This window comes from Pseudonocardia sp. TRM90224 (assembly GCF_021245725.1).
Taxonomy (GTDB): domain Bacteria; phylum Actinomycetota; class Actinomycetes; order Mycobacteriales; family Pseudonocardiaceae; genus Pseudonocardia.
This window is the reverse complement of the sequence record NZ_JAJGSX010000021.1, coordinates 138,193-152,448: the sequence shown is the minus strand read 5'-3', so window position 1 is coordinate 152,448 and position 14,256 is coordinate 138,193. Positions and strand designations below refer to the sequence as shown.

The following is a 14,256-nucleotide window of genomic DNA, read 5'->3' as shown; positions in this document are numbered from 1 at the left end:
CTCGACATCGGCCGCGCAAACCGCGTCATCCCCGACGGAATGCGACGAGCCGTCGCCGCCCGTGACCGCGGATGCGCCCGTTGTGGCCGGCCGGCGAGCTGGTGCGATATCCACCATATTGTTGAATGGCAGAACGGCGGACCCACCGAAATCAATAATTTGGTGATGCTGTGCAAAATGCATCACCGGGAAATCCATGCCACGGAATGGTTCGTGCGAATAGTTGATGGCCTACCGGAGTTCATTCCGCCCAGATGGGTGGATCCGGATCAAGTACCACGACGACGACCCCACCATGCCTTCACGGCTTCGGCAGCCGTTCGGCGTAGGTGAGGTAGCAGTCGCGCACCATCCGGCCCCGGTTGACGTCCACGAGCATCTCGGTGAGGAACTCGGAGCGGTAGTTGGCGTCGGTGACCGTGTAGACGGCGAAGTACAGCGCCGAGAACGCACCCAGCACGACGGCGACGTGGATGAGCTGCGTGGAGACGGGGAGCGGGATCTGCAGGCTCTCGGGGAACAACATCCCCGGCTCCGGCGGGCGGCCGGTCCACGACTCGATCACGCCGTCGGTGATCGCCAACCTGCCGAACAGCACGAAGAACACCCACACCACCAGCCCGAGCAGCGCCGACTGCATCACCTGCTGCAGCGCCATCGTCAGCAGCAGGTTGAGCCGTTCCACCGGCCGCAACGGGTGCTCCGTGACACCGGCGCGCGCCACCTCGCCGACCACCGCGGCCAGCGGCGTGCCAGCGCACGCCTCGGTCGGCGAGACCTCGTGCACCGGTGGGAGCGCCGCCAGCTCCTTGGGTAGCGTCGCGCTGAGGAACAGCAGCATGCAGACCACGAAGAACGCCGCGACGCCCCACAGCTGCGGGCGGTTCAACGCGGAGGCGACCTGCCAGTTCTCGGTGTTGATGAACAGGAACGTCACGAAAAGCAGAAGCAGCGGCAACGCGCGGCTGGTCAGCCGCAGCACGTCGGCGAAGTTGACGACCGCCTGCCGTGCCGTCCACAGCACCACGGCCGCAAGCCCGCTGCGGACGGCGAGCAACACCCCAACGAGGAACACCGCCGCCCGCAACAGCTGCTCGAACGCCTCCGACATGCTGACAGAAGCCACCGCGGTCAGGATCGGCGTGATCACGAGCGTGCCCGCCGCGATCGCCATCGGGAACGGACCCGACCAGTCCGCCGGCTTGCGCCGCGCAACCCGCCCGACGACCAGCGCTGTCGCGAGCCCCAGCACCACCGGTGCGGCCAGGCCCGCGTAGAAGTAGCCGGCATCGTCCTCCGTCGCCCGCTCCATCGCGTCGTCGAACGGCAGCTCCCACAAGCCGGGGAGGCGGCGCCAGATGCCGTCGGCGACGGCACCGGCCACCAGGTACACGAACAGCCCGGCCAGCGCGGGCGCCGACCGGTACAGCACCCGGTGCCCGGCGAACCCGCGCGACAGCAGGGGCGTCCCCGAGCGTCGCAACCACCGCTCGGTCTCCGCGACCACCTGCTCGTCCATGATCGTGCACCTCCACCACGACCTTAGAGTCCGCGCACCGACCTTCCACAGACCGCGGCCGACGCAGGTGGGACGATCGCGCGATGCCACGACTGATCGAGACCCCGAGCCGCGTGACCGCCGCCGGCGAGCCACCGAAGACGATCGACGAGTTCGTGGGGCACGTGAACACGGGCGAGGGCCGGCTCTCGATGGCCCACATGCGCAGCCCGTCCGGGTGGGCCGAGCCGGGCCAGCGCCCCGAGTTCGACGAGTTCACGCTGGTCCTGCGCGGCGCGCTGCGCGTCGAGCACCAGGACGGCGAGTTGACCGTCGAGGCCGGGCAGGCCGTGCACACCGCACCCGGCGAGTGGGTGCGCTACAGCTCACCGGGCCCCGACGGCGCCGAGTACGTCGCCGTCTGCCTGCCCGCCTTCACCCTGGACACGGCCAAACGCGACGACTAGCTGCTCTCGAACCGCAACTCCAGCGCGTCGTACACGGGCTGGTAGCCGAGCCGCGGGTAGAGCCTGTTCGTGGTCGGGTTGGCCAGGTCGGTGAACAGCACCACCCGCTCCGCCCCCGCGTCCAACGCCCACTGCGACGCTGCTGCGGTGGCCGCGGCCGCGTAGCCGTGACCGCGCAGCTCCGGCGGGGTGTAGACCGGGCCGACCCGGCTCATGCCGGCGACCGGCCGCCGCGCCGACGCCAACGACACCGGCAGGCCGTCGACCTCCCACAGGACTTCCGCCGATCCCAGCCGCAACGCACTGCGCGCTCGCTCCCGCGACGAAACGGTATCGGGCGTGCGGTGGCTCGCCTCGGCGTCGAACTCAGCTCGCCACGCGCCGAGCACGTCCAGATCGGCCTCCGTGCCCAGCCGCGCCGCACCGCGGATCCCGGTGGGCGCAACGAGCGTGCCGAGCTTGAAGAGCCGCAGGTGCAGCACCAGCTGCGTGGAGGATCCGGTGCGGGCGGTGTGCGCCGCGGCGAACGCCGACGCCTCCCGCTCCGGCCCGGCGACCTCGTTGATGCCGGGGTCGGACCCGGCGAGCGCTGCGTCGACAGCGACCGCGAGCTCCGCCGGCACCCCCGAGGCGAGCAGCGGGAACCCCGGCGAGCGCAACGCGGCCGCGACCGTCTCGCCGCCCTCGTGCACGGTGAGCATCGTGGCCAGCGGGTCGCCGAGCCCACTGGCCGTGTCGAGCACGGTCAGCGCAACGGTGTGGCGGTACGGGTCGGCGTCGTAGAGCGGCTTGGCGTGCTTGGTGAACTCCACGACGTCCTGGTGCAGGACGATCTCCATCACCGCACCTTACGAACTCGCCGAGCTAGAGGACAGGCAGATAGGTGGCCAGCTCGTAGGGGGTGACCTGGCGGCGGTACCCGTCCCATTCCTGCCGCTTGTTGCGCAGGAAGAAGTCGAAGACGTGCTCGCCGAGGATCTCCGCGACCAGCTCGGAGTGCTCCATCGCGGCCAGCGCCTCGGTGAGGTTCTGCGGGAGCGACTCGTAGCCCATCGCGCGCCGCTCGGTCTCGGTGAGCGACCAGACGTCGTCCTCGGTCGGTTCGCCCAGCTCGTAACCCTTCTGCACGCCCTGCAGCCCGGCGCCGAGGATCACCGCGAACGCCAGGTACGGGTTGCACGCCGTGTCCAGCGTGCGGATCTCCACCCGGCGGGTGGAGGCCTTGCCCGGCGAGTACATCGGCACCCTGACCAGCGCCGACCGGTTCGCGTGCCCCCACGAGACCGCGGTGGGCGCCTCCCCGCCGGTGATCAGGCGCTTGTAGGAGTTGACCCACTGGTTGGTGACGGCGGTGATCTCCCGCGCGTGCCGCAGGACCCCCGCGACGAACGCCTTGCCCGTCTCGGACAGCTCGTACGGGTCGTCGGGGTCGTGGAAGGCGTTGCGGTCGCCCTCGAACAGCGAGAAGTGCGTGTGCATCGCCGAACCGGGATGCGCCGAGAACGGCTTCGGCATGAACGACGCCCGCACGCCCTGGGTGAGCGCAACCTCCTTCACGACGTACCGGAACGTCATGATGTTGTCGGCCATCGTCAGCGCGTCGGCGTAGCGCAGGTCGATCTCCTGCTGGCCCGGTCCGCCCTCGTGGTGGCTGAACTCGACGGAGATGCCCATCGACTCCAGCGTCTCGATCGCGTTGCGCCGGAAGTGCGGCGCGACGTCGTGGCTGGCCTGGTCGAAGTAGCCGCCCGAGTCGGCCGGCGTCGGAGGTGTCCCGTCCGAGGGAAGGTTCTTGAGCAGGTAGAACTCGATCTCCGGGTGCACGTAGCAGGTGAACCCCGCCTCGGCCGCCTTCGACAGCGCCCGCCGCAGCACGTGCCGCGGGTCGGCCCACGACGGCGAGCCGTCGGGCATCGCGATGTCGCAGAACATCCGCGCCGAGTAGTGCTCGCCGGTGCCGGTCTCCCACGGCAGCACCTGGAACGTCGACGGGTCGGGGCGCGCGACCATGTCCGACTCGTAGACGCGGGCGAAGCCCTCGATCGCGGACCCGTCGAACCCGATGCCCTCGGCGAAGGCGCCTTCGAGCTCGGCAGGGGCCACCGCGACCGACTTGAGGTAGCCCAGTACGTCGGTGAACCACAGCCTGACGAAGCGGATGTCGCGTTCCTCGAGCGTGCGGAGCACGAACTCCTGCTGGCGGTCCATGCAGCGAGCCTAGGAAGGCTGCGTTACGGACATGTTTCGTGGTGCTGCGACGCGGCGCACTGGCACGTCATCGGTCGGCGCAGCGGGTGCCGTCCGGCGGCAGCTTCAGGTCGGTGAGGTAGGCGTTGACCACGGCGTCGATGCAACGGTTGCCCTGCAGCGCGACGGTGTGCTGGTTTCCCTCGAACGTGAGCAGGCTGCCCTTGAGCCCCTTCGCGAGGTCGACACCCGCCTGGTACGGGGTGGCCGGGTCGCCGGTGGTCGAGACGATCAGCGTCGCCGGCAGGCCCTCGACGTGCGGCACGTGCGGCTTGCTCGACGGCGGCGCCGGCCAGAACGCGCACGGGTCGAGCGCGCCGACCGCGCCGCGGCCGTCGTCGCGGAACGGCGCGGCCTCGTTGGCGCGGCGGATCAGGTCTGCCTGCACCGCCCGGTCGGTGATGCGCTCCTCGTCGACGCAGCTGATGGAGATGAACGCCTCGTTGTTGTTGCCGTAGACGCCGTCCTGGCCGCGGTCGTAGTACTGGTCGCCGAGCGCCAGCAGGATCCGGCCGTCGCCGGTGGCGAGCCCGGCGATCCCGCGGGTGAGCACCGGCCAGTACGCCTTCGCGTAGAGCGCCTGCACCGTGCCGGTGATGGCGTCGGGGAACGACAGGATCCGGTTGCCGACGGGGATCGGCTTGTCGATCAGCGGCCGGGCCAGCGCTTGGAACACGGCCGTCGCCTTGCTCGGGTCGGTGCCGAGCGGGCAGGTGGGGCTCTTCGCGCAGTCCGCGGCGAATGCGTCGAAGGCCAGCTGGAAACCGGCGTTCTGCTCGACGGTGCGGTCGATCGTCGTCTGCGTCGGGTCGAGGGCGCCGTCCAGCACGAGCGCCCTGACGTTCTGCGGGAACGCCTCGGCGTACTGCGACCCGATCCGCGTGCCGTAGGAGAACCCGACGTAGTTGAGCTTCGGGTCGCCGAGCGTCGCACGCAGGATGTCGACGTCCTTCACGACGTCGCGGGTGCCGGCGTTGGCGAGCACCTCGGGCCCGCCGGACCGTTCCGTGCACCACTGCGCGTACTGCCGGTTCTCCGCCTCGCTCTGCTCGACACCCGCGGGCGATGGGTCGACGTCGAGGTCGGCGCGCTCGACCGCCCAGTCGGCATCGGTGAGGCAGTCGATCGCCGGTGTGCTGGCTCCGACCCCACGCGGGTCGAATCCGATCAGATCGAAGCGCTGCCCCGCCGGGCTCTGCGTCAGCTGGCCGGCGAGGCTCGCCACCAACCCCATGCCCGACCCTCCCGGACCGCCTGGGTTGAACAGCAGCGAACCGATCCGCTGGGCGGGCGGGCCTGCGGCCTTCTGCCGGAGCACCGCGATCGAGGCGGTCCGCCCCTCCGGCGCGGCGTAGTCGAGCGGGACCTCCAGGCGGGCGCAGTCGAACTTCTCGTCGGCGAAGCGGGCGCTGTCGGACTCGCTGGTGGCGTAGTCGGCGCACGGTCCCCACGAGAGCTGCTGCGTGTAGAAGCGCTGCAACGGATCGGGCGGAGCGGGGGCGGCCGTCGACGGCACCGCCGCGTTCTGATTGGCCGGTGCGCACGCCGCGAAGATCGCAAAAGCACTGACGAAAACAACACAGGACAGCAACGTTCGGCGGGGCGACACGAGGCCCAGCATGCCAGCGCCCCACGTTTGCGCAGCGTGTGCCGCGCCGACCCGCCGGAGTGGGCCCGTCCCCGCCGGGAGGCGCGGCGGAGGCGATGATGGGCGGATGCCGCAGCTGCGCCTCGCTCTCGCCCAGGTCGACGCGACCGTCGGAGACATCGCCGGCAACGCCGGGCTCGTGCTCGAGTGGTGTCGCCGGGCCGCTGATGCCGGCGCCGACGTCGCGGTGCTGCCCGAGATGGTGCTCACCGGCTACCCGGTGGAGGACCTCGCGCTGCGCGAGTCGTTCGCGGTGGCGTCGCGGCGCGCGCTCGACGCGCTGCCCGCGCGGCTCGTCGAGGCCGGGTTGGGCGAGCTGCTCGTCGTCGCCGGCTACCTCGACCTCGACGACACCGGCCCCCGCAACGCAGCGGCGCTGATCCACGGCGGCGTCGTGGTCGACCGCTACTTCAAGCACCACCTGCCCAACTACGGCGTCTTCGACGAGTTCCGATACTTCGAGCCGGGCTCGACGCTGCCGGTGGTGCGGTTCCGCGGCGCCGACATCGGCGTCGTGATCTGCGAGGACATCTGGCAGGACGGCGGCCCCGTCGCCGCGTACGGGGAACTGGGTCTCGACCTGCTGCTCTGCATCAACGGCTCGCCGTACGAGCGGGCCAAGGACGACACACGCGGGGCGCTGGTGGCGCGGCGGGCCCGCGAGGCGCGCGCGCCGATGGCCTACGTGAACCTGGTCGGCGCGCAGGACGAGCTGGTGTTCGACGGCGACTCGATGGTCGTCGACGCCTCGGGCGCGTTGCTGGCCCGGGCGCCGCAGTTCGTCGAGCACCTGCTGACCGTGGAGCTGGACCTGGCGGGCGGCGCCGCCCGGACCGGCGCTGTGGAGGGGTTCGCCGTGCGCCACCACGAGTTGCCCGGGGAGCTGCCCGGGGAGCCGGCCGCGGATCGTCCGGCGTTGCCGGCGCCCGCGATGTACGAGCCGCTGCCCGACGAGGCCGAAGTCTGGTGGGCGTTGCGCACCGGGCTGGGCGACTACGTCCGCAAGAACGGCTTCCGGTCGGTCGTGCTGGGCCTCTCCGGCGGCATCGACTCGGCGGTGGTCGCGGCGATCGCGGTCGACGCGCTCGGCCCGGACGCCGTGCACGGCGTCTCGATGCCGTCGAAGTACTCGTCGGAGCACTCGAAGAGCGACGCCGCCGACATGGCCGAACGCACCGGCCTGAACTACTCGGTGCAGCCGATCGGCGAGATGGTGGAGGCGTTCGTCTCGCAGCTGGCGCTGACCGGGCTCGCCGAGGAGAACGTGCAGGCCCGCTGCCGCGGCGTGACGCTCATGGGGCTGTCCAACGCCGACGGGCACCTCGTGCTCGCCACCGGCAACAAGACCGAGCTCGCCGTCGGCTACTCGACGATCTACGGCGACGCCGTCGGCGGCTTCGCCCCGATCAAGGACGTGCCCAAGACGCTGGTCTGGCGGTTGGCGCGGTGGCGCAACGAGCAGGCCGTCGCGGCCGGTGAGACACCGCCGATCCCGCCGAACTCGATCGAGAAGCCGCCGTCGGCCGAGCTGCGACCTGGGCAGCTCGACAGCGACTCGCTGCCCGACTACGAGCTGCTCGACGGCGTGCTCGACCTGTACATCGAGTCGGACCGCGGGTTCGACGAGCTCGTGGAGGCCGGGTTCGAGGCCGAGACCGTCGAGAACGTCGTCCGGCTCGTCGACCGGGCCGAGTACAAGCGCCGGCAGTACCCGCCGGGCACCAAGATCACGTCGAAGGGCTTCGGCCGCGACCGGCGGCTGCCGATCACCAACAGCTGGCGGGAGAAGCGCCCGTAGGACTTCCCCACCGTTTTGCCAACCTGCACGCCGTTTCGGCTGTGCAAATAGGCAAAACGGTGGGGAAGTTGGCGGTCAGAGCGCGCGACGGGTCTCCTCGGCGAGCGGGTCGACGAGCAGCCGGCGCGGTCCGTAGCCCTCGTCGCCGAGCACGTCGTCGCGGTTGCGCAGGATGCAGCGGTCGAGGGAGAGGCAGCCGCACCCGATGCAGTCGGCGAGGTTGTCGCGCAGCTCGACGAGCTGGTCGATCCGGACGTCCAGCTCGGCCCGCCACTGCTCGGAGAGGCGCGCCCAGTCGCCCCGGTCGGGGGTGCGGCCGTCCGGGAGCCCTGCGAGCGCCTCGCCGACCATCCGCAGCGGGATTCCGACCCGCTGCGCGACCCGGATGAACGCGACCCGGCGCAGCGTGTCGCGGGTGTATCGGCGCTGGTTGCCGGTGGTGCGGCGGCTGCGGATAAGCCCCTTCTCCTCGTAGAAGTGCAGCGCGGAGACCGCCACGCCGGATCGTTCGGCGACCTGGCCGACGCTGAGTTCGGTTGCGGTGTGCGGCGGCTTCGTCACATCGAAGATGCTATCCCTTGACCTCAGCCATACTCGAGGTTTCATGCTCGACCGGTGACCACGACGCAGACCGCGGGCCGCCGCGAATGGATCGGCCTGGCGGTGCTCGCCCTCCCCGCACTGCTCGCCTCGCTCGAGCTGACGGTGACGCATCTGGCGCTGCCCTCGATCGGCAGGGCGCTCCACGCCAGCAGCGCGCAGCTGCTCTGGATCGTCGACGTCTACGCGTTCCTGCTCGCGGGCTCGCTCATCGCGATGGGCGCGCTCGGCGACCGGATCGGGCGCCGCAAGCTGCTGATGTTCGGCGCGCTCGCGTACGGTGTGCTCTCCGTGGTCGCGGCGTACGCACCGGACGCCGAGACCCTCATCGTCGTGCGTGCGCTGCTGGGCGTCGCAGGCTCGACGCTGATGCCCTCGGTGCTGGCGCTGGCCGTCGCGATGTTCCGCGATCCCCGCCAACGCACCGTCGCGGTCGGGATCATCATCGCCAGCGTGTCGGGCGGCACCGCGATCGGACCGCTGGTCGGGGGCTGGCTGCTGGGGAGCTTCTGGTGGGGGTCGGTATTCCTCCTGGCGGTGCCGGTGATGGTGCTGCTGATGGCGCTGGGCCCGCTGCTGCTGCCGGAGCACCGGGCCGCAACTGCCGGGCCGCTCGACGTCACCAGCGCGGTGTTGTCGCTCGCGACGGTGCTGCCGGTGGTCTACGGGTTGAAGCAAATCGCGGCCGACGGGCTCACCTGGAGCTCCGTGCTGGCGGTGGTGGCCGGGCTCGGGTTCGGCGCCGTCTTCGTGCGACGGCAGCACACGCTGGCCGACCCGATGATCGACCTGCGGCTGTTCACGAACCGCACCTTCAGCACCGCTGCGGCGACGCTCGCGCTCGGCATCTTCGTGCTCTGGGGCACCAACTACGGTGTCGCGCAGTACCTGCAGCTGGTGCGCGGGTTCGACCCGCTCACCGCGGGGTTGTGGACGGCGCCGTCCGCGATCGGGGTGATCGCCGGCTCGCTCAGCGCCACGCGGATCGTGCGCCGGGTCCGGGCGGAGCACGTGATCGGCGCCGGGTTGCTGCTCTCCGCCGCGGGCTTCGTCGTCCTCACGCAGGTCGGTGTCGCCGGGTCGCTGGCCGTTCTCGTCACAGGGACGGTGGTCGTCTCCGCGGGTCTCGGCCCGATGATGGCGCTCGCGACCGACATGGTCGTCGCGGCGGCACCGCCGGAGCGGGCGGGAGCGGCGTCGGCGATCTCTTCGACCGCCCCGCAGCTCGGTGGAGGGCTCGGGATCGCCGTGCTGGGCAGCGTGATCACAGCGGTGTACCGGTCGGAGATGGCCCCGGAGACGGCCCAGCTGCCAGGTCCGGCCGCCGACACGCTCGGCGCCGCGGTCGCCTTGCCCGCCGCGCCCGACGTGCTCGACGCCGCTCGCGCCGCGTTCACCCACGGCTTCGCGATCACCGCCGTCATCAGCGCGGTGCTGATGGCCACGACCGCTGCGCTCGTGCTCGCACTCGCCCGACGGTGACCCCGTTCGTTCCCCGGTGGTGTGAACCTCGTCCCACGACGATGCAGGTGCCCTCGACCCGGTGACACGCTTTTGCAGGTCAGCACTTTCCCTGACCACCCGGGTACCCGCCAGGCGGGACTCGAGGGAGGACGGCAGGCGATGACCGGCACACCCATCCCGAACTCCGGCGAGGTCGAAGCGCCGTACCGAACGGGACCCGCAACGCGCGCGACGGTCCGGCCGAAGCGCACCCGGATCCACCACCTGCGCGAGCTCAAGGAACGCGGCGAACGCTGGCCGATGCTCACCGCGTACGACCGCTACGCGGCGGAGATCTTCGACGAGGCCGGGATCCCGGTGCTGCTGGTCGGCGATTCGGCCGCGAACAACGTCCTCGGGTACGACACCACGATCCCGGTGACGGTCGACGAGCTGTTGCCGCTGGTCAAAGCGGTGGTGCGGGCGACGAGCAACGCGTTGGTGGTGGCCGACCTGCCCTTCGGCAGCTACCAGATCGGGCCCGAGCAGGCGCTCACCACGTCGTTCCGGTTCATGAAGGAAGGCGGGGCGCACGCCGTGAAGCTCGAAGGCGGCGCGCGGTTCGGGCCGCAGATCGAGGCGCTCGTCGGTGCGGGCGTCCCGGTGATGGCACACCTCGGCTTCACCCCGCAGAGCGAGCACGCTCTCGGCGGGTACCGCGTGCAGGGTCGCGGTGCCGCCGCCGACGCGCTGGTGGAGGACGCGCTAGCGGTGCAGGCAGCCGGGGCGTTCTCGGTGGTGCTCGAGATGGTGCCGGCGGATGTCGCGAAACGGGTCACCGGCGAGCTGGCCATCCCGACGATCGGGATCGGCGCCGGGCCCGACACCGACGCGCAGGTGCTGGTCTGGTCGGACATGGCCGGCATGAACCGCGGACGGACACCGCGGTTCGTCAAGCAGTACGCCGCGCTGGGCGACACGTTGCTCGACGCAGCCGTCCGGTTCGGTGACGAGGTGCGCGGCGGGACCTACCCGGCCGCAGAGCACTCGTACTCATGAGACCTCCCGCACGGGCGCGGCGTGAGGTGTCGCGCCCGTGCGGTGAGCCACCCTCACCTTTTGCACAGTCGGGTTCTGTTGCACAGTGGGGTTCTGGCCGATCAGTTCCTCCGGATGCCCGCGACGGCCTCGCCGGCGTCGTAGCGGGCCAACATCCCCGTCGCGGGACTCTCGCGGCGGGCCCAGCGCTCGCGCAGGGCGTCGAGCCGGGCGAGATCGGGGTCGCGCCCCGCGAGCGCCTTCGCCGCGGCGTCGAGCAGGGCGCCCGTCTCCGCGTGCACGTCGGGATCGGCCAGCCCGACCGTGGCGGTGTGCTGGTGCAGCGCCGCATCGGGAGTCGTGCGGCGCCCGTCGAGGGTGGTGTCGAGCACGAGCCCGGTGAGCAGGCTGAGCAGCTCCCCGTACAGCTCCGGGTCGGGACAGGCGTCGAACGCCTTGAACTCGATGCGCCCGATCTCGGCGGGCAGCCGGGCGAGCTGCGTGAGCGACGGATCGGCCTCGACCTGCGGATCGCCGGGCCCGAGGAACACCATCGCCGCAGGTCGCAGGCCCGTCCGGACGAACGTGCGCGCCGAGAGCCCACCCCACGGCCGGCCGTCGCGAAACGGCGAGGAGAACGACAGCGGCACGAGCCACGGGCCGTAGTGGGTGAGCTTTCGGCCGACGTCGACCAGCGCGGCGGCGTCGAGCCCGGCGCACGACAGGTTGAGGTCGGGCCCGTACGTGGTCATGTGCAAGTGCGCGGTGCGTTCCTCGGGGGAACCGAGGCGGTGGCTGCGCTCCCATTCGTTGAGCGGTGGCTCGATCACGTACTCGGACCGCACCGGGTTGAACGCGATGACAGACGGACGCAGGTCGCGGGCGGCCAGCTCGGCGTCGAGCGCGACCACGTCGGCGCGCAGCGCCGCAACGGCCGCCTCGACCGAATCGTGGATCCGGGTGCGGATCTCCAGCCCTTTCGGATCGCAGCGCAGCAGGTCACCGGCCTCGTCGAAACGCTCGAACCCCTCGACGTACCAGCGCTTGCGCTTGATGCCCTGGTCGCCGATCCGCAGGTCGGGGTAGTCGGCAGGGTCCTCCGGCAGGGCGTCCACGACTGCCTGCAGCACCTCGAACGAGACGCTCGTGAAGTCGGCGAACGTGCCGTCGCCGTGCAGGAGCGCGAGCTCGTGCTCGATCCCGTACCTGAACTCGGGCAAGGCCACGGGTGGCTCCCTTCGGATTGCAGCGCGCTGTGTGAGGGTAGCCTTATCTCATCGACGCGAACGGAGGGCTGCGGTGAGCGGTGACGACCCGTTGGCTGTGCTGCGGAGCAGGCGCTCGCGCGCCGCGCTCGTGGCCCCCGGCCCGGACCGCCCGCAGCTGCGCGAGCTGCTCGAAGCCGCCGCGACGGCACCCGATCACGGCCGGCTGCGGCCATGGCGGTTCATCGTCGTCGACGGCCCCGCGCTCGGCCAGCTCGGCGAGTCCTTCGCCGCGGCCCACGCCGAACGCGAACCGGGCGTCACCGCAACCCAGCTGGCGCGCACCCGCACCAAGCCGTTGCGCGCACCCGTCGTCGTGGTGGTGGTCGCCGTGCTCCGCGACCATCCCAAGGTCGGCTGGGCCGAGCAACGTGCCAGCGCCGCGTGTGTCGCGCACGGGCTGACCCTAGCCGCGCACGCCCGCGGTTTCGGTGCGATGTGGCGCACCGGGTGGTACGGCGAGACCGCGAAGGTGCGCGCCCACCTCGGCCTCCTCGACAACGAGGAGGTCACCGGCTGGATCTACCTCGGCACCCCGACCGGTGGCCCGCCCCCACCCCGACCCGACACCCCGCTGCCGGTCACCTGGCTCGACTGACTCGGCGTTCACAAGACCGAGCGCTCAACGGTGGAACCGGCCGGCGCCGCCCACCGTCAAAATGGCATGCGACTCCCACACCTCGAAGAAGTTCCGACCAATCGGCGAACAGCGGAACCAGACGGCCGCGGATTTCGTCCAAGGGAGGAATCGACGGCGCGACCGGGACACACCGTAGGTACCCGGGGCGCCGGCGAGCCGATCCGCTACCCCGTCAGTCCGGAGCCGCGGTGAAGGAGATGCGGCCGGTGGCCGGGTCGGCCTCGGCGAGCGTCACACTGCGCTGCTCGCCTGCCGTCAGCCGGCCGGTACAACGGGCCAGCACCGGAGGCTCGTGGAGGTAGACCTCCCCCGGCTCGCCCTCGGGCCCCGACGCGCGCAGCACAACGACCTCGAACTGCTCACCGATCCGCCCCACCAGCAGCGCGGCCTCGGTGCGGTCGACGCAGGCACGCTCGACCTTCGCGGCGAGCGTGTCGGAGTTCGCCATCACCTCCGGCATCGTCGGCAGCGCCTCCCGCACCCACTCCGGAACCTCGGTGCCTGAGGTGACCGCCAGGCACACCTCAGTGCCGAACCGGTCGGCCAGCCGCCGCAGCGGCGCCGTGACGTGTGCGTAGGGTGCGCCGATCCCGCCGTGGCCGGGGTCGGCGGGCGGGCGGGTGCCCGCGGCACGGTCGAACGCGGCATATCCGGCGCCGCGCAGCATCGTGGTCGCGGCCCGGCGCAGCGCGAGCGCGGCCGCGGTGTCGAGCGGCAGCGCAGCGAGCACCTCGGCCGGCGTCGCGCCGTCGGGCCATTCGACACCGAGCCGGCGTGCCGTCCGCCGGAACTCCGCCACCGCCTCGGGCTCGGGCGCCGGCAGGGTGCGCAGCAGGCCGACCCCGGCGTCAAGCATGATCCGGGCCGCGGACATGCCCGTGAGCAGCGAGATCTCCGCGTTCCACCCTTCGACATCCAGCCTGCGGCGTACCTGCACCGTCCAGCCGCCCGCGCCGTCGGGCACAACCTCCTGCTCGGGCAGCTCCAGCTCGATCGCACCACGCGCCACCGCGAGCGCGCGGCGCAGCCGTCCGAGCTCCGGCAGTGCGGCGATGGCCGGGTGGAGCTTGCCGGCGTCGACGTCGCCCTGCACGCCCGCGTAGTCGAGCCGCGCCCGCGACCGGACCACCGCGCGTCGTACGTCGACATTGACCGATTCGCCCGTTTCGTCCAGATCGATGGTCCAGAGGACGGCGGCGCGCGGGCCGTCGGGCAGCAGGCTCGCGGAACCCTCCGACAGCACGGGTGGGTGCAGCGGAACCGACCCGTCGGGCAGGTAGATCGTCTGGCCGCGCCTGCGCACCTCGGCGTCGAGCGCACCACCGGGCACGACAACAGCGCCCAGGTCGGCGATGGCGTAGTGCACGCGGAAGCCGTCGTCGCGCCGGGCCACCCCGAGCGCCTGGTCGAGGTCCTTCGACCCGGGCGGGTCGATGGTCACCAGCTCGACGTCGGTCGCGTCCACCCGCTCGGGGCCCGGTGTCGGCGCTGATGCCGCCTCCGCCTCCGCCAATACGGGCGGCGGGAAGCCGGCAGGCAACGCGAACTCGGCACGAACGGCCGCGAAGTCGGGTGCTGAAGCCACGGGCGGGAGCTTTCCACGCCCGCCCGT

Annotated in this window: 14 protein-coding genes; 6 read left to right on the top strand and 8 right to left on the bottom strand. The window is 71.5% G+C overall.

All coding sequences use genetic code 11. The annotated features are described in order from the left end of the window. A partial coding sequence (locus LL648_RS26535) for a hypothetical protein (RefSeq protein WP_232665451.1) occupies nt 1-198 on the bottom strand: 198 nt, incomplete at its 3' end. On the opposite strand from LL648_RS26535, the gene LL648_RS45820 reads away from it, so the two are divergent. Then, complete coding sequence (locus LL648_RS45820) at nt 109-333, top strand: HNH endonuclease signature motif containing protein (RefSeq protein ID WP_374112109.1); 225 nt, start codon at nt 109-111, stop codon at nt 331-333. The genes LL648_RS26535 and LL648_RS45820 overlap by 90 nt on opposite strands. Here the strand turns inward: LL648_RS45820 and LL648_RS26530 are convergent. After that, complete coding sequence (locus LL648_RS26530) at nt 302-1,519, bottom strand: hypothetical protein (RefSeq protein WP_232665450.1); 1,218 nt, start codon at nt 1,517-1,519, stop codon at nt 302-304. The genes LL648_RS45820 and LL648_RS26530 overlap by 32 nt on opposite strands. Nucleotides 1,520-1,602: 83 nt before the next feature. Between LL648_RS26530 and LL648_RS26525 the strand changes: the two genes are divergently transcribed. Next, nucleotides 1,603-1,965 (top strand): cupin domain-containing protein, encoded by a 363-nt coding sequence (locus LL648_RS26525; RefSeq protein ID WP_232665449.1) that lies wholly within the window; start codon nt 1,603-1,605, stop codon nt 1,963-1,965. On the opposite strand, the gene LL648_RS26520 is transcribed toward LL648_RS26525, so the two are convergent. The 3 genes from LL648_RS26520 to LL648_RS26510 form a co-directional block, all read right to left on the bottom strand. Further along, nucleotides 1,962-2,804 carry a GNAT family N-acetyltransferase gene (locus LL648_RS26520; RefSeq protein ID WP_232665448.1) on the bottom strand — a complete coding sequence of 281 codons (843 nt, stop codon included), beginning with the start codon at nt 2,802-2,804 and terminating at the stop codon, nt 1,962-1,964. The two genes, LL648_RS26525 and LL648_RS26520, sit on opposite strands and share 4 nt — an antisense overlap. Before the next feature lie 25 nt (nt 2,805-2,829). Continuing rightward, nucleotides 2,830-4,173, bottom strand: a complete 1,344-nt coding sequence (locus LL648_RS26515) for a glutamine synthetase family protein (RefSeq protein WP_232665447.1) — start codon at nt 4,171-4,173, stop codon at nt 2,830-2,832. A 67-nt stretch (nt 4,174-4,240) separates the two neighbouring features. Continuing rightward, a complete protein-coding gene (locus tag LL648_RS26510) occupies nt 4,241-5,821 on the bottom strand; it encodes an alpha/beta hydrolase (RefSeq protein ID WP_232665446.1) in 1,581 nt (526 codons plus the stop codon). Nucleotides 5,822-5,927: 106 nt separating this feature from the next. Here LL648_RS26510 and LL648_RS26505 point away from each other — a divergent pair, with 106 nt between their 5' ends. Next, nucleotides 5,928-7,658, top strand: coding sequence for an NAD+ synthase (locus tag LL648_RS26505; protein ID WP_232665445.1), 1,731 nt, complete (start codon nt 5,928-5,930; stop codon nt 7,656-7,658). A 75-nt stretch (nt 7,659-7,733) separates the two neighbouring features. Here the strand turns inward: LL648_RS26505 and soxR are convergent, their stop codons facing one another. Then, nucleotides 7,734-8,219: a redox-sensitive transcriptional activator SoxR gene (gene soxR / locus LL648_RS26500; RefSeq protein WP_232665444.1), complete on the bottom strand. Its 486-nt coding sequence runs from the start codon at nt 8,217-8,219 to the stop codon at nt 7,734-7,736. A 54-nt stretch (nt 8,220-8,273) separates the two neighbouring features. On the opposite strand from soxR, the gene LL648_RS26495 reads away from it, so the two are divergent. Next, a complete protein-coding gene (locus tag LL648_RS26495) occupies nt 8,274-9,740 on the top strand; it encodes an MFS transporter (protein ID WP_232665443.1) in 1,467 nt (488 codons plus the stop codon). A gap of 141 nt (nt 9,741-9,881) precedes the next feature. After that, the gene (gene panB, locus LL648_RS26490) at nt 9,882-10,760 is read left to right on the top strand and encodes a 3-methyl-2-oxobutanoate hydroxymethyltransferase (RefSeq protein ID WP_232665442.1); all 879 of its coding nucleotides are present in this window, start codon (nt 9,882-9,884) and stop codon (nt 10,758-10,760) included. A gap of 101 nt (nt 10,761-10,861) precedes the next feature. On the opposite strand, the gene LL648_RS26485 is transcribed toward panB, so the two are convergent. Further along, nucleotides 10,862-11,965, bottom strand: a complete 1,104-nt coding sequence (locus LL648_RS26485) for a glutamate-cysteine ligase family protein (RefSeq protein WP_232665441.1) — start codon at nt 11,963-11,965, stop codon at nt 10,862-10,864. Nucleotides 11,966-12,038: 73 nt separating this feature from the next. On the opposite strand from LL648_RS26485, the gene LL648_RS26480 reads away from it, so the two are divergent. After that, nucleotides 12,039-12,602: a nitroreductase family protein gene (locus LL648_RS26480; protein WP_232665440.1), complete on the top strand. Its 564-nt coding sequence runs from the start codon at nt 12,039-12,041 to the stop codon at nt 12,600-12,602. Between the two features lie 214 nt (nt 12,603-12,816). Here LL648_RS26480 and LL648_RS26475 read toward each other — a convergent pair whose 3' ends face one another. Then, nucleotides 12,817-14,229: an RNB domain-containing ribonuclease gene (locus tag LL648_RS26475; RefSeq protein WP_232665439.1), complete on the bottom strand. Its 1,413-nt coding sequence runs from the start codon at nt 14,227-14,229 to the stop codon at nt 12,817-12,819. Between the last annotated feature and the right edge of the window lie 27 nt (nt 14,230-14,256).

Bases quoted from the DNA above. Each gene is read 5' to 3' on its own strand.
- LL648_RS26530 (WP_232665450.1), bottom strand. From the start codon at position 1,519: ATGGACGAGCAGGTGGTCGCGGAGACCGAGCGGTGGTTGCGACGCTCG.
- LL648_RS26525 (WP_232665449.1), top strand. From the start codon at position 1,603: ATGCCACGACTGATCGAGACCCCGAGCCGCGTGACCGCCGCCGGCGAG.
- LL648_RS26520 (WP_232665448.1), bottom strand. From the start codon at position 2,804: ATGGAGATCGTCCTGCACCAGGACGTCGTGGAGTTCACCAAGCACGCC.
- LL648_RS26515 (WP_232665447.1), bottom strand. From the start codon at position 4,173: ATGGACCGCCAGCAGGAGTTCGTGCTCCGCACGCTCGAGGAACGCGAC.
- LL648_RS26505 (WP_232665445.1), top strand. From the start codon at position 5,928: ATGCCGCAGCTGCGCCTCGCTCTCGCCCAGGTCGACGCGACCGTCGGA.
- panB (WP_232665442.1), top strand. From the start codon at position 9,882: ATGACCGGCACACCCATCCCGAACTCCGGCGAGGTCGAAGCGCCGTAC.